20 protein-coding genes are annotated in these 18,839 nt (G+C 69.3%); 5 read left to right on the plus strand and 15 right to left on the minus strand.

The window, feature by feature from the left end; all coding sequences use genetic code 11:
- Positions 1-44 precede the first annotated feature (44 nt).
- The 4 genes from OG485_RS41110 to OG485_RS41125 form a co-directional block, all read right to left on the minus strand.
- A complete protein-coding gene (locus OG485_RS41110; RefSeq protein ID WP_328674835.1) occupies positions 45-1,523 on the minus strand; it encodes a glutamate--cysteine ligase in 1,479 nt (492 codons plus the stop codon).
- A gap of 738 nt (positions 1,524-2,261) precedes the next feature.
- Positions 2,262-3,236, minus strand: coding sequence for an NAD(P)-dependent alcohol dehydrogenase (locus OG485_RS41115; RefSeq protein ID WP_328673961.1), 975 nt, complete (start codon positions 3,234-3,236; stop codon positions 2,262-2,264).
- A 145-nt stretch (positions 3,237-3,381) separates the two neighbouring features.
- Positions 3,382-4,074, minus strand: coding sequence for a DUF4232 domain-containing protein (locus OG485_RS41120; protein ID WP_328673962.1), 693 nt, complete (start codon positions 4,072-4,074; stop codon positions 3,382-3,384).
- 149 nt (positions 4,075-4,223) lie between these two features.
- Positions 4,224-5,141 (minus strand): ADP-ribosylglycohydrolase family protein, encoded by a 918-nt coding sequence (locus OG485_RS41125; RefSeq protein WP_328673963.1) that lies wholly within the window; start codon positions 5,139-5,141, stop codon positions 4,224-4,226.
- A 133-nt stretch (positions 5,142-5,274) separates the two neighbouring features.
- Between OG485_RS41125 and OG485_RS41130 the strand changes: the two genes are divergently transcribed.
- The gene (locus OG485_RS41130) at positions 5,275-5,676 is read left to right on the plus strand and encodes a hypothetical protein (RefSeq protein WP_328674836.1); all 402 of its coding nucleotides are present in this window, start codon (positions 5,275-5,277) and stop codon (positions 5,674-5,676) included.
- Here the strand turns inward: OG485_RS41130 and OG485_RS41135 are convergent.
- Complete coding sequence (locus OG485_RS41135; protein WP_443048877.1) at positions 5,628-6,596, minus strand: helix-turn-helix domain-containing protein; 969 nt, start codon at positions 6,594-6,596, stop codon at positions 5,628-5,630. The genes OG485_RS41130 and OG485_RS41135 overlap by 49 nt on opposite strands.
- On the opposite strand from OG485_RS41135, the gene OG485_RS44155 reads away from it, so the two are divergent.
- Positions 6,507-7,472, plus strand: coding sequence for an NUDIX hydrolase (locus tag OG485_RS44155; RefSeq protein ID WP_443048878.1), 966 nt, complete (start codon positions 6,507-6,509; stop codon positions 7,470-7,472). The genes OG485_RS41135 and OG485_RS44155 overlap by 90 nt on opposite strands.
- A gap of 134 nt (positions 7,473-7,606) precedes the next feature.
- On the opposite strand, the gene OG485_RS41150 is transcribed toward OG485_RS44155, so the two are convergent.
- Positions 7,607-8,923, minus strand: a complete 1,317-nt coding sequence (locus tag OG485_RS41150) for an MFS transporter (RefSeq protein ID WP_328673965.1) — start codon at positions 8,921-8,923, stop codon at positions 7,607-7,609.
- 89 nt (positions 8,924-9,012) lie between these two features.
- On the opposite strand from OG485_RS41150, the gene OG485_RS41155 reads away from it, so the two are divergent.
- Together OG485_RS41155 and OG485_RS41165 are read left to right on the plus strand one after the other, a co-directional pair.
- Positions 9,013-9,993 (plus strand): ArsR/SmtB family transcription factor, encoded by a 981-nt coding sequence (locus OG485_RS41155; protein ID WP_328673966.1) that lies wholly within the window; start codon positions 9,013-9,015, stop codon positions 9,991-9,993.
- 364 nt (positions 9,994-10,357) lie between these two features.
- Complete coding sequence (locus tag OG485_RS41165) at positions 10,358-11,095, plus strand: dienelactone hydrolase family protein (protein WP_328673967.1); 738 nt, start codon at positions 10,358-10,360, stop codon at positions 11,093-11,095.
- A gap of 260 nt (positions 11,096-11,355) precedes the next feature.
- Here OG485_RS41165 and OG485_RS41170 read toward each other — a convergent pair whose 3' ends face one another.
- The 9 genes from OG485_RS41170 to OG485_RS41210 form a co-directional block, all read right to left on the minus strand.
- The gene (locus tag OG485_RS41170) at positions 11,356-12,054 is read right to left on the minus strand and encodes a hypothetical protein (protein WP_328673968.1); all 699 of its coding nucleotides are present in this window, start codon (positions 12,052-12,054) and stop codon (positions 11,356-11,358) included.
- Between the two features lie 153 nt (positions 12,055-12,207).
- Positions 12,208-12,822, minus strand: a complete 615-nt coding sequence (locus OG485_RS41175; protein WP_328673969.1) for a DUF4865 family protein — start codon at positions 12,820-12,822, stop codon at positions 12,208-12,210.
- Positions 12,823-12,850: 28 nt separating this feature from the next.
- Positions 12,851-13,261, minus strand: a complete 411-nt coding sequence (locus tag OG485_RS41180) for a (R)-mandelonitrile lyase (protein WP_328673970.1) — start codon at positions 13,259-13,261, stop codon at positions 12,851-12,853.
- Positions 13,262-13,277: 16 nt separating this feature from the next.
- Entirely contained in the window at positions 13,278-13,853 is a 576-nt protein-coding gene (locus tag OG485_RS41185; protein WP_328673971.1) for a TetR/AcrR family transcriptional regulator, read from the minus strand.
- Positions 13,854-14,342: 489 nt separating this feature from the next.
- Positions 14,343-14,711 (minus strand): VOC family protein, encoded by a 369-nt coding sequence (locus OG485_RS41190; protein WP_328673972.1) that lies wholly within the window; start codon positions 14,709-14,711, stop codon positions 14,343-14,345.
- Positions 14,712-14,947: 236 nt separating this feature from the next.
- On the minus strand, positions 14,948-15,952 hold the full coding sequence (locus OG485_RS41195) for a HEAT repeat domain-containing protein (protein WP_328673973.1): 1,005 nt from the start codon (positions 15,950-15,952) through the stop codon (positions 14,948-14,950).
- 3 nt (positions 15,953-15,955) lie between these two features.
- Complete coding sequence (locus OG485_RS41200; protein WP_328673974.1) at positions 15,956-16,627, minus strand: HEAT repeat domain-containing protein; 672 nt, start codon at positions 16,625-16,627, stop codon at positions 15,956-15,958.
- A 226-nt stretch (positions 16,628-16,853) separates the two neighbouring features.
- Complete coding sequence (locus OG485_RS41205; RefSeq protein WP_328673975.1) at positions 16,854-17,462, minus strand: TIGR03086 family metal-binding protein; 609 nt, start codon at positions 17,460-17,462, stop codon at positions 16,854-16,856.
- A gap of 87 nt (positions 17,463-17,549) precedes the next feature.
- Positions 17,550-18,188, minus strand: coding sequence for a TetR/AcrR family transcriptional regulator (locus tag OG485_RS41210; RefSeq protein ID WP_328673976.1), 639 nt, complete (start codon positions 18,186-18,188; stop codon positions 17,550-17,552).
- A 54-nt stretch (positions 18,189-18,242) separates the two neighbouring features.
- Between OG485_RS41210 and OG485_RS41215 the strand changes: the two genes are divergently transcribed.
- Positions 18,243-18,833, plus strand: coding sequence for a chloramphenicol phosphotransferase CPT family protein (locus OG485_RS41215; protein ID WP_328673977.1), 591 nt, complete (start codon positions 18,243-18,245; stop codon positions 18,831-18,833).
- The last annotated feature ends 6 nt before the right edge of the window (positions 18,834-18,839 follow it).

The following is an 18,839-nucleotide window of genomic DNA, read 5'->3' on the forward strand; positions in this document are numbered from 1 at the left end:
GGAAGGGCCGAAGCCGGTCCCCGTGAACGCGCGCCCGGTGGGCGTCAGTCCACCGGCCAGGTGTGGACCGGTGCGTTGAGGTGCATGTAGTCGATGTACTGCCGGGTCATGCGTCGCAGGGCCTCGTGACGGCCGCAGTGGTCCGACGATTCGAAGCGGTGCAGCATCTCCTTCTGCCAGACCGCTCCGTTGCGCGCGGTGACGCACCGCTGCTCGATGATGCCGAGCAGCGGCTCCCGCCAGGCCTCGTCCATGCCCGAGCGCTCCAGGCCCCGGTGCGCCAGCGGCAGCAGCCGCCGCAGGACGAGTTCGGGCACCGGTACCTCACCCGTTCCCGGCCAGTAGAGCCGGGCGTCGATGCCGTTCCGGGCCGCGGCGTGCAGGTTGTCCTCGGCGGCCGAGAAGGACATCCGCGACCACACCGGCCGGTCCTCCTCCACCAGGGCGCGGGTGAGACCGTAGTAGAAGGCGCCGTTGGCGAGGGTGTCGGCGACCGTCGGGCCCGCGGGCAGCACGCGGTTCTCCACTCTCAGGTGCGGCCTGCCCTCGGCGACCGCGTAGACCGGACGGTTCCACCGGTAGATCGTCCCGTTGTGCAGGGTGAGTTCGGACAGCTCCGGTGTGTCCCCGCGGTCCAGCGTCTGTGTGGGGTCCTGGTCCTCGCACAGGGGCAGCAGCGCGGGAAAGTAGCGCAGGTTCTCCTCGAAGAGATCGAAGACGCTGGTGATCCACCGCTCCCCGAACCAGACCCGGGGCCGTACGCCCTGCGCCTTGATCTCCTGGGGGCGGGTGTCCGTCGCCTGCTCGAACAGCGGGATACGGGTCTCGTGCGCCAGCTCCTTGCCGAACAGGAAGGGCGAGTTGGCCGCCAGGGCGACCTGGACCCCGGCGATCGCCTGCGCCGCGTTCCAGTAGTCGGCGAACTCCTCCGGTGACACCTGGAGATGGAACTGCGTGCTCGTGCACGCGGCCTCCGGCGTGATGGTGTCCGCGTAGGTCCGCAGCCGGTCGACGCCGTCCACCTCGATGAGCAGATCCTCGCCGCGCGCCGCGAAGACCTGCTCGTTGATCAGCTGATAGCGGGCGTTCTCCGACAGCGCGTCCGGTCCGACGTCCGTCTCCCGCAGGGTGGGCAGGATGCCGATCATGATCAGGTGGACACCGATCGTCCTGGCGCGCTCGTCCGCGTGGTTCAGGGCGGCGCGGATCTCTTCCTCCCAGGCATCGGGGCCGCCCGCGATCAGCCGCCTGGGCGGAACGTTGATCTCCAGGTTGAACCGGCCCAGCTCGGTGTCCCAGGCGGGGTCCGCGATGGCATCCAGCACGTCGGCGTTCCGCATCGTCGGCTCGCCCTCGGTGTCGGTCAGGTTCAGCTCGATCTCCAGGCCCACCCGAGGGCGCTCCACGTCGAACCGTGACTCCCGCAGCATCTGCGAGAAGGCGTCGAGACACTCCTGCATCTTGATCCGGTACCGGCGACGGTCCTCGCGGGTGAAGACCAGCGCCGGAACATCGCGTCCCATCGGTCCTCCCGGTGGCCCCACGGATACCTCTCCCCTCCAGCGTCGCACCATGGGGCGGGTCTGACCATGCGGGACGCCCGTGCATCCCGGGCCGGAGCCGGGGACGGCGGTCACCTGTGGTGTCCGGTCCGCTTCGGAAGGTGAAGGAGGGTGGGGTGGTCCGGCAGGTCCGGCGATGCCTCCGTCGAGCCGGTCGAGCACGATCCGGGCACGGGCGAGGGCGTAGCGTTCCCACCCCGGAATCCCGGTTCCGCCCAACTCGGTGAGCGTGACGACGACGAGGTCGAGTCCGGTGCCGCGACGGCTCGGGAACCGGGTCGGACCGGTGCTGGTGCCGTCGGCGACGACGACGTAGAGATCGTGGTCGGAGTACGGGGTGATCATGCCGTCATGGGCTCGGGACCCTTTGAGGACGAGCCCGACGACGGCTGGGTCGGCGGTGGCGAGTTCGACGAACGCGTCGTAGGCGAGGGGTTGTTGAGCACGCATGGTGCGGATCTCCGGTGAGGTGACGACGGGTGTGCCTGCCGGGGGCCACCCCGTTACGAGGCGCCCCGTACCGTCCGCGGCCGCACGGGGCGGTCACCTGGAAGATCAACGCACAGACGGACTCTTCTACCGCCAGGCCGGTCGCGAGCAGCACGATTGCCGCGGTGCACCCGGTGGCCGCGCTCCCGATGCGGGACGGCGCCCTGGATCCGGACCGGATGGACAGAGCTCTCCGTCAGTAGCTCTCCGTCAGACGGTGATGACGACCTTCGAGCGCGCGTGCTCCCCTTCGAGGTACCGGATGGCCCCGGGAGCTTCGCTCAAGGGGTAGGTGCGGTCGATGACAGGGGTGAGTTTCCCGGAGTCGGCGAGTTCCCTCAGGGTCGCCAGGTTCTCCTTGCTCGGTGTCGCCGTGAGGACGAGCAGCCGGTGGCGGGCGAAGCGTGACATCACCTGCCCCCTGATGAGGAGCCCCATCGGTCCGATGACACTCCCGCCTTCGAATACGCCCCCACCGGAGAGAACGATCGTCCCCGCGGGTTTCAGGGCGCGGCGGAACCCGGCCAACGAGTGGTTCCCCACCAGGTCGAAGACGACGTCGTACCGCTGTCCGTTCCGGGTGAAGTCCTCCTGGGCGTAGTCGATGAGGTGATCCGCGCCCAGTGACCGGACCAGTTCGCCGTTTCTCGCACTGCACACGCCCGTCACTTCCGCGCCGAACGACTTGGCGATCTGCACCGCGAAGGTGCCCACACCGCCTGACGCCCCATTGATCAGTACCGCCTGCCCCGGCTGCACCCGTGCCAGGTCCCGCAGGCCCATCAGCGCGGTGTTCCCCGCCAGCGGCAAGGCGGCCGCCTGCTCGAACGACAGCGCTTCCGGTTTCGGCTCCACCACGTCGTCCGAGGCGCACACGAACTCGGCGAACGCGCCCTCGGTCTCGCCGAACACCTCGTCGCCGGGACGGAACCGCTTCACGGCTCTGCCCACCGCCTCCACCCGGCCCGCGAAGTCCGTGCCCCTGATCTTCGTCTTCGGACCCCTCACCCCGAGCGCCAGGCGCGCCAGGTACGGGTCGCCCCGCATGAGGTGCCAGTCGCGGGCGTTGACCGAGGCCGCGTGGACGCGGACCAGTACCTCCCCGTCGGCCACGGCCGGCGTGTCGACCTCTCTGAGCTCCAGGACGTCGGGTGAGCCGTACCGGTCCTGGGCGATCGCCTTCATCGGGCCTCCGTGACGCACGAGTTCGGTGCGGGATGGAACGGCTGACCGGATGTTCAGCACCACTCACGATGGTAGGCAGGCGACGGCGGCATGGGTATCGGGGCGAATCCCTAGGTGACGCGGAGGCGGTTCCCGGGAGTACGGTTCAGCCGCCCTGGCCGGCGCTTCCGACCGGGCCGACCTTCACCGGGGCGCCGGCGCCGTCCGTGACGGGCAGCGTGGGGCCGCCCGGCCAGGCGAGGGTGACCGTCTTCGTCTCGTTCGGCGGGGTCACCAGCAGGCCGGTGATGCGGACGCCGGAGCCGCCCGACTTGTTGAGCGGGTAAGTGATGCCGAAGGCTGTCGACTGCCCGCTCTTGAGGACGGTCTTGTCGGCCGGCGCACCGGTGCGCTTCGCGGAGAGCGAGCCCGAACCGGTCTTCAGGTCGACGCCCGCGTACCCGGAAATCGTGCAGTCCCGGCCGCCGCCGTTCTTCAGCTGCACCGCGACGGTGCCGTCGGGGTCGCCGTCAATGGTGTTGTCCTTCGCGGTGATCTCCAGCTCGTCGGTGTGGCACCGGTCGACCTTGCCGCTTGCGTCGGAGCCGGTGCCGGCGGTCGAGCCCTTTCCGGCCGAGCCCTTCCCGGTGCCCGCCCCGCCGCTCTGATCCGAACCGCCCGAGTTCGAACCCCCGCCCTGATCCGTACCGTTCGAGCTCGAACCGCCGCCCGGGGCGGACTCATGGGAGGTGGCGGACGGTGCGCTCTGCCCCGTACCGTCATCCCCGTTCTGGCAGGCCGTGAGCGAGAGACCTGCGGCGATGGCCAGGGCGGCGAAGGTGAGCCTGTGAACACGCATCGTTTCATCCTCGGTATCGGTCGGTAGTGCCGTTTGCTCGGTACGAGCGAGCGTTTCCGAACCCCAAGAGCCGGTCCGACGCGGCACGCGTTCCGCCCAACCACCGTGTAATACACGCCTGTTACACGCGAGGTACCGAACACCGTCGATTACTCCGGCTCTGACGCGACCGGGGGCAGCGGTTCCCTGGCCGTGTGCCAGGCCGGGGGAAGTGCGGCGACTCCCGTGCGAGCGGCGATGACGCCGCCCGCGATGGCGCAGGTGGTGTCGATGTCACCGCGCCCGGCGACCGTGAACCACAGGCCCTCGTGCAGGTCGTCGAGGTGCCCCGCCGCGCACCACAGCGCGTAGGGCACGGTGTCGGGCCCGGACATCCTGTAGCCGGAGCCCAGGACCTCCGCGGCGTGCCGCACCGAGGTGCGCTCCGGCATCCGGGCCGCGATCCGCACCCCCGACCGGACGTCGCTGTCGGGGAGTCGTTCGGCGACGGCCTGGAGGAAGTCCGGCCGCGCCGGAGCGCTCCCGCCCCGGCTGCGCGTTGCCAGCGCAGCGGCGAGGGCCACCGCCACCGCCCCGGTCACCGCCTCCGGGTGGTGGTGCGAGACCGCGCCCTGGCGGGCGGCCTCCTCGGCGACCGCGTCGAGGTCGGTGGCGTGCCAGGCGCCGAGCGGGGCGGCGCGCATCGCCGCGCCGTTGCCCCAGGAACCCAGGCCGCCGAACTGCCCGGCGACCACCTCCCGCCAGGGTTCGCCCGCGCCGATCCGACGGAGCACGTCATGCATCGAGGCTCCGTAACCGCGGTGCGTGTCCTCGGTGTAGGCGGCCGCGAAGCGCAGAGCGAGGCGGTCCTGGTCGATGGTGCCGCCGCCCTCGGCGAGTTCGCGGACGAGGACGAGGGCCTGGGCCGTGTCGTCACTCCACCGCCACAGCGCCTCCGGGGGCAGCGTCCGCGCTTCCAGGGCTGCGGGACCGTTCCGGCGCAGGACGCCGAACCAACGGTCACCAAAAGCGTCACCGAAGGCAAGCCCGTTCAGCGAGTCCAGAGCGGCGGCAGGCACGTTGATCATCGGAGCAGTATCACCGCGCGACGGCACTCCGGCACTCCGTTTTCGGGCTTGGACTGGTAGGCCCGCATGTTCAGGAGTCGCGTATTCGCTGTAGCCGTCGGCCGATCGTCACCCTGTGTCGGTGCTCTGCGGCATGATGACCGGCGTGAACACCGAGATGCTGATAGACGTCTGGCAGCGCCTTCTCGCCGCACCCCGCAAGTCGTGGGTGCTGTTCGAGCATGGCACTTGTGTCGTGCTGACCGCTCCGGACGGGGAACTTGCTGAACAAGCAACCGACCTCCTGAAGAAGTTCGGCCCGGCGCATGCCGGATCTTCGGCAGGAGACTTTGGGGTGATCGACCTCAAGGACGTCGAGGGATGGGTCGTCACGGGGCATCACAACGACGTTCTTACCTATGTCGGCCCCGATGAGCCTCAGGATCAGTCGCAGATCGCTGTCGGGCTGTTCGGACGTTCTAAGCGCCACCGAGACGGCACCGAGCTTCACGTCGTCCACGTTGAGGACAAACGGGGCTCAGCGGACCCAGCGTGAGTACCGCGCTTCATCGCTGGTGGTCGCCGGGGGCGTATCGGCTCCAGGTTCCTCCGGCCTCGGTGACCAGACGGGTGGCCGTCTTGTCGTGGTAGCCGAGCGCTTTCGCGATGACGGGGGCCGGGGCCTGGAGGACGAGTTGTCAGCCGGACCCGTGTGGGTCGCCGGGCGGCCAGGTTGATCAGTGTCTCTTCGCCGGCCGCCCGGCGGGCCGGGAGGTTCTGGGCCGAGGTGGCGATCAGGTCGGTGGGCGTGCAGTCGAGGATGTCGCAGAGGGTGGCCGGCACCGGCACGGACAGCCGTTCCGGGGTTTCGGAGACCAGGCGGTGGACCTGGGAGGAGGACAGCGTGATGCCGCGTTCGGTCAGGTGCGGCATGAGCTCGGCGACGGTGAACATGCCGCGGGCGGCCATCAGCTCGCGCAGGCGCCACCGGTAGCTGACCTGGCGTGGCATCAGGAGGTCCTTCACGGCCGCAGAGCGGCCTCGATGGTGGCGTCCAGGACGCGTCGCAGGGAGCGGGTGCGGAAGTCGGAGGAGACGCAGGTGTAGATCGCGGTGGTGGAGGCTTGGTCGTGGCCGACCTGGTGCTGGACGAACAGCGGGTGGTGGCCGTCCTCGATCAGGTGGGTGATGTAGGGCCGGCTTGTGTCCGCAGAGGCCGTGTGCGGATGACTCCGTGTGGCGATTTGAGCAGGTCCGATCGCAGAGGCGGCTTTCGCGACGCAGGTGGTCGGCTGTGTTGTATTCCGCAGGACCTCCTGTGGTGCAGGTCACCCTCTTTCGTGTTCCTGGGGCCGCGCTGTCAGTGGGGACTGAGATCGTGCCTCCGTGAGCGAATTGGTGGAGCATGTAGATGAGCAGGACCGCGTGTTGGGAGTCGTCGAACGAGGCGAGGCGGTGCGTCAGCACTGGCCGCATCGCATTGCGACGACGATCTGCCGTGATCGGGCAGGGCGGATCTTGGTGCTGCGACGGTCCGAGACTCATTCCCGGTTCCCTGGCTACTACGACGTGATGGTCGGTGGCGCCGTGGACGTGGGTGAGTCGTATGAGGAAGCCGCGGCCCGGGAACTGTCCGAAGAGCTGGGCGTTCGTGTGCCCGTGCGCTTCATGTTCAAGTTCCTTTGCCGGGAGGGGATCAGCCCCGTGTGGTTTGGGGTGCATGAGGCTGTCGTGACTGAACCCCTGATCCCGGACCCGGGCGAGATCGCCTGGCAGGGCTGGCTGACAGAGGCCGAATTGTGCGAGGTCGTCGATCAACGGCTCTTCGTTCCGGGAGGACGGAAAGCTCTGCGCCGGTACCTGCAGTCCGAGTCCGGGCCGGCAGCTGAAGAGGCGTCTCCCCGGCGATCCGCCGATGTCAGTGGCGACTGCGATGCTGTCGGCATGATCCCTTGGAACCTGCTGGTCATCGACAAGGCTCTGCGGGCCAGTTGGGCCGCCGACACCTGTTCCCCGGACGACCTCGCCCGCGCTGGCTGGCAGCCCGACAACCCGGCGTGGGGTCACTGTGACATCACCGCTTTGATAGTGAACGACATCTTCGGTGGCGACCTCATGGTCGGGGAGGTCCACTGCGGCGGGGAACAGCACGGATTTCACTGGTGGAATCGGTTGCCCAGCGGTGTGGACCTCGACCTGACGCACGAGCAGTTCCGGGATGGCCAGACCGTGACCGCAGCCCGAGTCGTCAAACGTCCACCTGGGCCTCTTCCTCGGCGCTGGGAGGAGTATCTCCTTCTGCGCGAGCGCGTCATCGAGCGCCTCGGTCACCTCCCCGAGCCTGCTGCCTGACCCGCGGAGATCGTGCTTCAACTGCACGTCCCGATCACGGTGGTTCGTGGTGCGGGAGGGCGGCTGACCTGGCTGGCCCCGGCGGCGTGGGGGTGGGGTGCGTGACGGCTCGCGGCCGACCCGACCTGCGACGGTTACTGCGCAGGAGAACTACAGGCATGCTGTTCGGTGCCGTTCTCTGATCCCGTTGAGCAGTTCGGGATGGGGACCGGGGAGGTGGGCGGGTGCCAGGTGAGAATCCAGCCGGCGGTAAGTGCCGCCGCGCCGCCTGCCAGGGCGATTGCGCCGCCTGTTCCGATGCCTGCGGCCACCGAGCCGAAGCAGGCCGGCCCGACGCCTTGCAGCGTCATGCTGCCGGAGCCGAGCAGGCCGAAGGCTTGGCCCTGGCCATCTTGCGGCAGGGCGTCCAGGAACGGCCTCTGCAGGCCGAGACCGTAGGCGAATCCGAAGCCGCAGAGCAGCAGCAGACAGGACGAGACGCCCACTCCGGGTTCGGCGGCGAAGCCGAGCAGCGGCAGTCCCATCAGCGCGATCAACGGGACTACCAGTCGCTCCCGGGTGGGTGGTAGGAGGAGTCGGCCCACCAGCAGGTCACCGACGAGCATGCCGACCGGCAGGCAGCCCATCAGCACCGCGTACCAGCCGGGCGCGAAGTGGCGTCCTCCCGCGTAGGCGACGATCAGGCCTTCCGCGCCCGCTACGAACGCGGGCGGTAGCCACTGGGCCAGCATCAGTCGTCGCACCGTGTGTTTGCGCAGCAGCAGGCCGGCACCGTGCAGGCTTGCCCGGACGGCCCCGCCATCGCCCCGAGTGCTGCCGGGTGTGCCGCCGAACTCTCCGGGCTGCAGCCGGGGTAGCCGGATGCGGATAGCGAGAGCGCAGCCGAGGTAGAGGGCGGCGCTTACCGCGAGCGCCCGGTGCGGGCCGAGTGCCGCGACGGTCGCACCTCCCAGTGCCAGACCGAACAATTGCGCGCCGGAGGCAGCGATGTTGTCCAGTGAACGGCCAAGTACATAGGCGTCGCCCTCCAGCGACTGCGCGGCCAGCCGACTCGACGCGCCGTGAAACACTGGTGTGGCGAGGGCGACCAGCGCCACGACACCGAGGCTTGCCGCGATCGGCATCCGCACCAGGGCGAGCAGCAGGGCGGCGGTGCACGTCAAGGCGTAGCCGCCGGTGATGAGCGCGCGGGGCGGCAGTCGGTCGGCCAGTGAGCCCAGCAGCAGCGAGCCGAACAGCTGCGGGATGAAGCCGATGCCGAAGGCCAGTGCGCTCAGCAGCGCGGAGCCGGTGGCCGAGAAGACCAGAACCGAGAACGTGGTGATCCGCAGCGCGTCCGCAGTGATCGCGACGGTGCGGGTTGAGAAGAGCAGCCGGAATCGCGGCTCGGCCAGCACCTCCCGGTAGGTGGCACGGTGGTTGCCCTGCGCGGGTTCGGCGGTTGGGGTCATGACGCCCAGCCTTGCCGTGCGCCCACACCACTCACCAATGATTCGTCGCTCGACGAATCGGAACAGACGTCCCGCGGTAGCCTCACAGGGTGCTGCGCTTCGAAGTCTCCGTCGAGGACCTGCTGCGCAGCCGCTTCGCACTGTCGCCCGCGATGGACCTCTGCTTCCTGCTGCGCTCGCTCGCCGGCCAAGACATGCCGCTGCCGCGAGCCTGGGCCACCCGGCTCCTGCCGGCCTTTGAACGGCTTCGCTGCGAGAGCGAACTGAACGCCGCCCTCGCCCTGCACACCCCGCAATCCGGACCGAACTTCGTCGCCCCGCCCCCGCGCGGCCTCAACCAGACCTGGGCAGACGACCTGGCCATTATCCGGGCCACACCGCTGGAAGCGGCCCGCCACGAAATCGCCACCAACGCGACCGGCTCGTCCGCCCGTGATCCCCGCGTACGCGCAGTGCTGGACTCGACGGACGCCGTCTCCAGGATCGCCGAGGCGATGGACCAGGCGTGGCACGAACTGCTCGCCACGGACTGGCCGCAACTGCGCGCGATCTGTGAGCGCGATGTCGTGCACCGGGTGGGTGTGATCGGCGAACACGGATGGGCCACGACCATCGAGAGCCTGCACCCGAGCATCGCCTGGCAAGCCGGCGGTATCGAGATCGGCCACTTCCCCCAAGTCGGAACAGTCCGCCTCGTCGGCGACGGGCTCCTGCTGATCCCTTCGGTCTTCGTCGCGAATATCGCCGCCCACCTGGAAGACCCCTGGCCCAGGACCTTGATCTATCGCGCCCGCGGCACCGCAGCCCTGTGGGGCGAACAGGAGACCGTCCCCCAACCGGACGCCCTGACCGCTCTGATCGGCCGGTCCCGAGCCCGGCTGCTATTGGCGCTGGACGCCCCGGCCAGTACCAGCCACCTCGCCCGAAGCCTCGCCATGGCACCCGGCGCGGTAGGAGACCACCTCGCCATCCTGCGAGGCGCGGGGCTGCTCGTCCGCGCCCGGTCCGGACGGTCGGTGCTCTACCGGCGCACCCCGCTCGGCGAGGCGCTGGTCGGCGGTTCGGGCTGAGGGCTCAGATCAGCACTGTTTTTTTGAGGCCTCGCCAGCAGATGATTGCGCAGCCGAGGGTGAGGAAGGCATGGTGGATGGCGGCACGGATTTCCCACCGGATACACAGTCGGCTGAGGATGCGCACTCGACGCGCAAATCCGGGTCTGGGCGCGCAATGGATCACGCGACCCGCGCTGATGCCAAAGCCGATCCTGCTCTGAACCACGCTGGGGTGTGGCCGAGGTACGCGCCAAAGGGGCAACGAGATGATCTTGAAGCCCTGAGCGCTCGGCCCCCGTATTTCAGAGGGACACGCGCACTTGCTCTGCCAGCGGCAGAACACCGGCCGGACCGGGCTCGACGATCACTACAGTCCAGTCTCATGACGACGATTACGACGCGTACGGTCGAGTACCCGGCCGACGGTTTGACGATGATCGGGCACCTCGCGCTCCCGGCCGGTGTCGGCCGCCGGCCCGCGGTGCTGCTCGGACCAGAGGGCATGGGGCTCAGCGACGTCGAGCGCCGCCGGGCCGATGCTCTCGCCGAGCTGGGATACGTAGCGCTGGCCTTCGACCTTCACGGCGGGCGCTATTTGGGCGACCCCGAGGAGATGCTGGCCCGTTGCCTGCCGCTGCTCGCTGATCCCGACCGGATGCGGGGCATCGGCCATGCGGCGCTCGACGTGTTGCGCACCGAATCGCGGACCGAACCCGACCGGATCGCCGCCATCGGCTACGGCACCGGAGGCGCCGTCGGGCTGGAACTCGGGCGCGACGGCGTCAACCTGCGCGCGATCGGGACAGTCAACGCACTGACCACGGGCCGACCGGGCGAGGCAGCGCGCATTCGCTGCCCGGTGTGGGTCGGCGTCGGGTCGGAAGACCCGATCATGCCGCCCGCACAACGGAACGCGTTCACCGCCGAGATGCAGGCCGCAGGCGTCGATTGGCGCCTCGCGGTCTACGGCGGCGCCTTGCACGCCTTCCACCATCCGCCGGTCGACCACCCCACGGTCCCCGGCGTCGGCTACCACCCGCAGCACGCGCAGCGAGCCTGGCGCGACGTCGTCGACCTGCTCGCCGAGTGCCTGCCCGTGACGGAAGATCTGCGGGCATGACCCAGGCAAACAGCCTGGCGCCAGGCGTGGTCCGCGTCGGGCACTCACAGTCCCCTCCCCTCAAGTTCCCATAGCAGAACCACATTCGGGCGGATGCTCGACCGCGGAGACGCGTTCGCAACTACCGCAGTAAATACCGGATTTACTGCGACGGAGCCCTGGCCGTGATCGTCGCGACCTGTGGCGGACCGTTCCGGCTTCCAGGGCGAGATGTACGCATTTACCGCGGCGTCACTGTGCTGACCGCGCGTAAAGCCGCATCAGGATCTACTCATTGCCCCCTTGACGCGTATCTCGGCTGAACTCCTACATGACCATGCCGCCCTCTGGAGCATGGGGAAGTCCGCGCGAGCGAGGTCGTCAATGCCGCCTGTGATGCGCTCGTCGCAGGACTCGACGCCCCCGGTCTTCGGATCCTCGCCGCCTGCTCGCGCGCTGAGGCGGACTACGACGCCCACGGCCTGCTTCCCGCAGCGCTCGCCGAACTCGGCCTCACCTTCTATCCGGTCAACAGCGAGGCCGGTCAGGAAGCCGCTGCCCGAGCCCTCGCACGCCGCATGCTCGCCGGAGAACTCACGCCTCGGGAGTTCACCTTCCGGATGCACCAGCGCCACGGACATGAGCTGCCTCTGACCGAGCGCCTCGCTGAACTCGACGACGAGTACGACATCCTCGAATACGGCGACAAAACCTTGGACCAGGTCGATGCCGAGGTCACGGCCGAGGCCCGCCGCCTCGCGAACCACCCCACAGTTCCCGCCGAACCCACGGATTCGCTCAGCTGATGCACGCGGACCGAACCGCGGGTTCCCGCTGAACAGACTTCGGTTTCCCTGAACCCGCGAGCCTCTGGCGTCGGTAGGAACATCGGTACAGCGGTTGGCGCTGACAATGATCTTGAGCAGTGAGCCGGTGAACTTCCAGCACGGGTGGTCTGCTTCCTGGGGCCCTTCGGTCAACGATCCATGTTCTTCAGCGTCCTGGGCCGCTACAGCTTCACCCCCTCCACCCCGTGCCAGGGCCTGCGTCCGCTGCGCGACCCGGACGCCCCCGAGCTGGACGAGGACGAGGAAATGGCGTAGCGGACGGCGGCGATCGCGGGCGCAGGGGCGCTACCAGCCCTGTCCCTCCGGCAGGTCACCCAGGCCGGGGGCGGACAGGTGCAGCACCTCGTAGCGCTCGGTCGCCTCCTCGTCCGGTGCGGAGGAGTCCGCCCACACCACGAACCGCAGCAGCTGCCAATGGTGGGGGTCGACGGCCAGTACAGCGGTGTGTACGCCGTCATGGCTGGAGAGCCGTCGTAGTTGTTCGGCCTCCCGTTCGATCAGCGCGGACAGGCCCAGTCCGGTGCCGTCCAGGTCCACGTCGGAAGGTATCGGGATGAGGCGGCGCGAGGCCGCCTCGGGAGGTGTCGTGCGGGCCGGGCCGGCATGGCAGGCGATGCCGGCCCAATGCCGGACGACGGGGCGGCCGAAGTCCCGAACGATGTTCTGGAATCCTCCGCCACCCACGAGGAAGTGGGCCATCGCGCCGGTGTCGTTCCACAGGTAGAAGGGGGCGTACTGGTTGACCGGCGAGCCGTCGATGCCGCGTTCGCGGATGACATACGCCTTCAGGCCCAGTCCGGCCCGGTCGTCGAGGACGTGGCCGCCCTCGGCGACCCGCTTGCGGATGATCTTCATGTCGTAGTCGGCGGGCAGGGTGATCTCGTACTGCTTTGCGTACACGGACGATGCCGCCCCTCTTCATGGGCAATCAGTGGGCAAGCGGGCCGTTGAGGTATTCGGCCTCGGTGACGTGGGGGCCGCGTTCGGCTTCGGTGCCGTCCTCGGCGACTTCCTGGACGGCCAGATGCGTCATGAAGGTGCTGGGAGAGGCGCCGTGCCAATGCCACTCGCCTGGCGCGACGCGCACACTGTCTCCGGCGCGAAGGGTGTGCACCTCTCCGCCGCGGCACTGGACGAGCCCGGTCCCCTCGGTGACGTGCAGAACCTGGCCGAGGGGGTGGCGATGCCACGCGGTGCGGGCGCCCGGCGCGAAGTGAACGCTGTCAACCCGGAAGCGCGAGGATTCCTCGGGCGCGGCGAGCTCGTCGACCCACGCCGCGCCGGAAACCCATTCGGGTGGTGCGGCGACGGTGGGCTGCGGCGTACGGGAGACACGCATGAAAGGCAGGACCTCTCTACTCGTGGGTGGTGGAGACATATGCGGCCAGGAGACCCAGCACCCCGGTGACCGCCTGGTCGAATGGCTGCACCGAGTCGGCAGCGCGAGCCAGGACGTAGCCGCCCTGCAGCACCGCGACGACAGTCGCGGCGGTCACCTGCGGGTCCAGCGCGGCACCCAGTTCGCCGCGCTCGCGCCCCTCGGCCAGCAAGTCGGCGAGGCGTTCCCGCAGCCAGGCGAGGGTTTCGTCGACGGGGGCCCGCAGCGCGGGGTCGGCCATGACATCCGGGTCCTGGGTGAGGCGCCCTATCGGGCAGCCCTTGAGGACGTCCCGCTCCCGGCGCAGGTACGCGGTGATGCGATCCACCGCGGTCCCCGGCGTGGAGAACTGCTCCTCGGCCCTGGCGCGCATCTCCTCGGCGGTGCGCCGGATCGCGGCGAGCGCCAAGTCCGGTTTTCCGGCGAAGTGGTGGTACATGCTTCCTTGCCCGGCACCGGCCCGCTGCTGGATCGCCTTCGGGCTGGTGCCGGTGTAACCGCGTTCCCACAGCAGCTCGCGGGTGCTCTCGATAAGGCGTTCCGCAGTGCTCATGCAAGAAGTGTACATACTAGTAGGTACAGAAGACCTCGAATCCTTGGCAGCGCAGCCGCGACCTCGCCGACCTCGCGGCTCCAGTGGTTCTGCACAACTGGTTGACCAGGTAATCGGTAGAAGGAAGGGGCCGTCGACTTCGTGAAGACGCTGGTCATGCCCGTCTCGGGGTGACGGCGCAGACCGGATCGGTGCCCGCAACGATGATGCCGCCGTATCCGCAGGGGCAGAGCCCCGGCCGGCCCTTCATGCAGCCTTGGCTGGGTCCTGAGTCCACGTGCGGATGGGTGAGTCGGGGGCGAAGTCGGTCTTCGGTGTGGCGCGTGCGTTGCGCCGGCGGACGTAGGTGGCGATGGTGGCGTTCTGTTCGGCGTGGATGCGTCCCCGCAACGCCCAACAGCATTTCGTCTTGCGCCCGTTGCAGTGAGGGGAACGCCCCTGGGGCTGGAGGGTCCCCGCAGTAGCCGATCCGCCCAAGAGGGCATCCCGTCAGTGGTGACCGGTGTCGATGACGCAGAAGCGGTTGCCGTCGGGATCGGCGAGTACGACGAAGTCGGCGTCGTCCGGATAGAGGTCCCAGTCGACGCGCCGCGCCCCCAGAGACACCAGGCGCTCGACTTCCGCAGCCTGGTCGGCAGCGTCCCCGGCGTACAGATCCAGGTGGATCCGCGGATGCTCCTGCACCGGCGTCTCGCTGAGGCCGAGTGACAGCCGCACTCCGGTTCCGTCCGCCGGCACCAGCACCACCCAGTCGTCCTCCAACTCGTCGCGGGGGACGTAGCCCAGAGCCTCCGTCCAGAACGCGGCCGCGCGCGGCACATCCGAGACACCAACGACGACGGAACCGACTTTCAGCATGCGCTGATTCTGGCGGACAGACCCGAGTGAACAAGCCCGGGCGGACGGGGCTTTCGGGCGTTTCTACGGGTTGCGTGTACGGATGTGTGTACGCGGGCGTCGGGGTCTCCGCGACCGCCGGGCGGTGGTGTACCCAGGTTTCCCGCCCCGGCGGTCGCGGAGACCCGCCCACGACGAGCAGCGGCGGTTCGAGGCACCGCTGAGGCACCGCCGAGACAACCCTGCGGGAACCTGTGTCACCGTGCGTCGCGCAGGTGCAGAAGATACGCCGCGGTCAGGGCGACGGCACGGTCCGCGTCCTTCGACAGTTCCACGAGGGCGTCGTACGTCCTCGTCCCCGGGATGCCCGCCAGCGCCTGGGTCAGCCGTCCGCGCGCGGGCGCTTCCGCGGTGGGGCGGGCGAGACGGTCGAGGAGCCTGTTCGCGAGATCGTCCGCCGTCGCGGTGTCGCTCGCCAGCACGCTCAGCGCGTCCGCCGCGTCGGTGTCGTTGCGTCCTTCCACGATCATGTCGACGAGCGTCGGGACCGCGTCGGCCACGCCCCGTGCCCCGAGCGCCAGAGCCGCGTGCCCGCGGACCACGGCGTCCGGGTGCGCGAGGGCGGCCCGCAGATGCGCGGCGGCCTCGTCACCGGGCATCTCGGCGAGTGACAGGACGGCGCGTTCCCGTACCGCGGCCGACGGCGAGGTCAGGCCCTCCGCGAGCAGCTCCGGTCCGCGGTCGCCGGAGCGCGCCAGTGCCCATCGAAGGGCCCCGGCGACGTTCGGCTCCGTCTCGCTCAGCACTGCCTCGACCAAGGCCTCCACCGGCACCGGAACCTCGCCGGCCGAGGACAGGGCGGCGCGCTGCCGTGCGTCGGCGCTCTTCGAGGCCAACGCCTGGAGGAGCGCGACAACTTGGAGGACGTCTTCCCAGTCGGCGGGTTCCGCGGCGTGGATCCTGCGCAGCCGCGTGAGCAACTCGGTCTCGGCCGCGATGCGTTCGCGCGTCCGGTGGACAAGGCCCTCGACGAGCGACGAGGGTGTGAAGCCGGGATCGTCGAGAGCGCGCCCGATCTCACGCAGAGACAGACCAAGCGACCGCAGGCTCTCGATATGGAAGATCCGACTGATGTCGTCCCCGGAGTACTCCCGGTAGCCGGAGCCGGTACGCCCCGAGGGACGCACCAGACCGAGCGACTCGTAATGCCGCAGCATGCGGGCACTGACACCGGACCGTCGCGCCACCTCACCGATCAACACGCCCTATCGTCCCTCCTGACCCTGCCCGCCGAGAACCGCGACGCGCTTCGCCTCCTCGATCGCCCCCTCGAATCCGGCGTCGGGATCGCGCAGCAGTCGCCGGGTGGCGAGCGCGTGCGTACGTACGCGCGGGGCGGGCGCCGTCGTCGCGGCGAGCAGGACCGGCACGATCACGTCTCCCAGCGCGATCAGGGCCTGGCTGAGACTGAGCTGCGTCTCCCGCTCGCCGCGCCCGAGCTGAGTCGCCAACTCCGCGGCCAGGGACGCTTCCTCGCCCGCGGGCACGAGCACGACCGCGGCGCGCCAGGCGCTCCGCGCGACCTCGTCGTCGGCGTCGGACAGCAGGCTCGGTGTGACCGCCGGCCACGCCCGTCGGTCCTTGATTTTGGACAGTGTGTGCAGCGCCTGGCTCCGTGCCTGCGCGTGGTCCGAGCGGACTTCGCGGAGCAGCGCGGGAAGCGTCATGGACACCGGGTGGCGGGTGAGCGCCCAGGTCAGCATGTCGCGGACGAAGAACTCCGGCTCGACCGCGGATCGCCGGACGAGGCCGGCGACGAAGCGCGGGTCGGGCGTCGTGCCGGCCGCCAGAGCGGCCCGCAGCCGCACGGATGAGCTGTCGTCCTCCAGCCCCCGGAGCACGCGTACCGCATCGGCGTCCCGTTTCGTGATCGTCATCGAGATCACCTCCTCGGCACGCAGTGAAGGCCTTGCCACCGTGTCAAGGTCAAGCGGGACCGCGCGCGGGGCCGCGTACCGCCGTCGTGAGCGGACCCCCGTCCGGACCGCGCGGTCTCTGGCTCGGCTCCCGGCCGTACCGAGATCCGACCGGCCCCTGGGGGCCACGCCCCGGCCGGGCACCGCGGTCGGCGGCGGCGACCCGGGGCCGACGAGATCCGTGGGGTCAGGCGGTTGCGGGCCACCGGTGCGGCTCCCGGCCCAACAGGCGCAGCGTCTCGTCCAGGGGTCCGGACCCGCCGGGCACGTCCAGTGCCGGGGCGAAGGCGTTTCCAGGGCCGCGGACGGCCGGATCGGCCGGTACCCGTCGGGCTGTGGCGAGTGCCGCGCCGAGGACGTCGTCGGAGAGCTCCAGGTCCACTCCCAGAGCTGCGGCGACGTCCCAGGCGTGAACCACGTAGTCGATGAAGTGGAAGCGGACGGCCTGGTGTCCGGGAAAGCTCCCGCCCAGCTCCGGGAGTGCGAACTCCCTTTCCGTCGCGCTGGGTTCGGCGAAGGCCGCGAGCACGGCTGTCGCGGCCACCCGGTGGACGAGGGCCGGATCGTCCATGTCCTGCGGCTCCTGCCAATGGACTGTTTCCAGGCCCGCTCCGCGTGCCGCCGCCGCGAATCCGAGGTGCTGCGCGGTCATGTGCGCCACGAGCCGTCGAAGGTTCCAGCCCGCGCAGGGGGTGTCCCGGTCCCAGTGCGCGCTCTCCGCCAGTTCCACCACCCGCAGGGCCTCGTCCACGGCGATCCTGTCGAGCTCCACGATGTCCGCTCCGGTGACAGTCATGGTCCGACCATAAAACTGTGCGACCGGTCGTTCAATTTGTTTTCCAGCCAAAGGAGTTCCTCGGGTGGAGAGGGGCGCCCCGTGGGTTCAGCTCCCCTTGGGCGCGGGCGTCCCTTCCGTCGAGGCGTTCCGCAACCGGTTCGCGATGCCCAACCGGGCACGCCGATAAGCGTTTTCCTCGGCGTGCAGGACGGAGACGGCGTTGGCGGCTTCCATCAATGCGACGATTTCAAAGGCGAGTTGAGGAACGTCGGTGTCAGATCGCAGCTCGCCGCCCGTACGGGCCTCATCGATCGTGCGCTCCATCAGCGCCGTCCAGGCCCGGTGGGCCGACACCACCGCGTCATGGACCGGCCCCGACCGGGCGTCGAACTCGGCGATGACCCCGTAGAAGAAGCAGCCGCCCGGGAAGACTCGCCCGCGCGAGTACTCGAGCCACAACTCGCACAGCCGCCCAACCCGTCCGACGCCCGCAGGGACCTGTTCCGAGGGCCGGATCACCTGCTCGCCGAAGATCCGCCCAGCTTCGCGCACGGTCGCGAGTTGAAGCTCCTGCTTGGACCCGAAGAGTGCGAACACCCCGCTCTTGCTGAGGCCCAGCTCGGTCGCGAGCCGTCCCGCGGACAGCGCCTCAAGCCCCTCGACCGACGCGATGTCGACCGTTCGGTGAAGCACCAACTGCCGTGTGCGGTTGCCCCGTTCGATCCGCCCGTCGAGCCGGGTCATCTACGCCCTCCCTGTCCTGGCACCGAGTGGGATCACCCGTGTGATCATGCCCGTATGGCGGCCGGTCGCATCATCTTCCTCAACGGTACGTCCAGTTCAGGAAAGTCGAGTGTCGCCCGCGAGTTGCTCGACGTTCTCGACGACGGTGTCTTCTTCCACTTGGCGGTGGACGGCTTCAACGCGATGCGCACCAAACGGGCCCTCGGAGCGGCGGAACTCGAAAGCGCGCTGCGGTGGACCAGGATGGGTTTCCACCGCTCGATCGCGGCGATGGCCGAGACCGGCAACGACATCGTCGTGGACCATGTGCTCAGCGAGCCGTGGCGGTTGCTCGACTGTCTGTCGGTTCTTCGTGCCGAGGACGTGTTGTTCGTAGGCGTCCACTGTCCGTTGGAGGAACTCCTGCGCCGGGAACAGGTGCGCGGAGACCGCCCGTCGGGCCTGGCCGCGCACCAGTACGACCTCGTCCACCGTCATGGCGACTACGACCTGGAGTGCGACACCAGCACGTCGAGCCCGCGCGAATGCGCTGAAAGAATCAAGGACTTCCTTCCTCTTCGTCCCAGCCCCGCTGCCTTCGCCCGCCTGCGTGATCGCTACTTGTCGTCGGGCGATGAACCGGACACGACCGCCGGTCAGGTGTGACTGCTT

This window comes from Streptomyces sp. NBC_00328 (assembly GCF_036139655.1).
Lineage (GTDB): Bacteria > Actinomycetota > Actinomycetes > Streptomycetales > Streptomycetaceae > Streptomyces.

Excerpts from the sequence above, each read along its gene's own strand:
- OG485_RS41150 (WP_328673965.1), bottom strand. The coding sequence starts at position 8,923 with ATGACCCCAACCGCCGAACCCGCGCAGGGCAACCACCGTGCCACCTAC.
- OG485_RS41215 (WP_328673977.1), top strand. The coding sequence starts at position 18,243 with ATGGCGGCCGGTCGCATCATCTTCCTCAACGGTACGTCCAGTTCAGGA.
- OG485_RS41130 (WP_328674836.1), top strand. The coding sequence starts at position 5,275 with ATGATGACCGGCGTGAACACCGAGATGCTGATAGACGTCTGGCAGCGC.
- OG485_RS41185 (WP_328673971.1), bottom strand. The coding sequence starts at position 13,853 with ATGAGCACTGCGGAACGCCTTATCGAGAGCACCCGCGAGCTGCTGTGG.
- OG485_RS41205 (WP_328673975.1), bottom strand. The coding sequence starts at position 17,462 with ATGACTGTCACCGGAGCGGACATCGTGGAGCTCGACAGGATCGCCGTG.
- OG485_RS41180 (WP_328673970.1), bottom strand. The coding sequence starts at position 13,261 with ATGCGTGTCTCCCGTACGCCGCAGCCCACCGTCGCCGCACCACCCGAA.
- OG485_RS41135 (WP_443048877.1), bottom strand. The coding sequence starts at position 6,596 with ATGCGGCCAGTGCTGACGCACCGCCTCGCCTCGTTCGACGACTCCCAA.
- OG485_RS41110 (WP_328674835.1), bottom strand. The coding sequence starts at position 1,523 with ATGGGACGCGATGTTCCGGCGCTGGTCTTCACCCGCGAGGACCGTCGC.
- OG485_RS41165 (WP_328673967.1), top strand. The coding sequence starts at position 10,358 with ATGACGACGATTACGACGCGTACGGTCGAGTACCCGGCCGACGGTTTG.
- OG485_RS41200 (WP_328673974.1), bottom strand. The coding sequence starts at position 16,627 with ATGACGATCACGAAACGGGACGCCGATGCGGTACGCGTGCTCCGGGGG.
- OG485_RS41115 (WP_328673961.1), bottom strand. The coding sequence starts at position 3,236 with ATGAAGGCGATCGCCCAGGACCGGTACGGCTCACCCGACGTCCTGGAG.
- OG485_RS41120 (WP_328673962.1), bottom strand. The coding sequence starts at position 4,074 with ATGCGTGTTCACAGGCTCACCTTCGCCGCCCTGGCCATCGCCGCAGGT.
- OG485_RS41210 (WP_328673976.1), bottom strand. The coding sequence starts at position 18,188 with ATGACCCGGCTCGACGGGCGGATCGAACGGGGCAACCGCACACGGCAG.
- OG485_RS41190 (WP_328673972.1), bottom strand. The coding sequence starts at position 14,711 with ATGCTGAAAGTCGGTTCCGTCGTCGTTGGTGTCTCGGATGTGCCGCGC.
- OG485_RS41125 (WP_328673963.1), bottom strand. The coding sequence starts at position 5,141 with ATGATCAACGTGCCTGCCGCCGCTCTGGACTCGCTGAACGGGCTTGCC.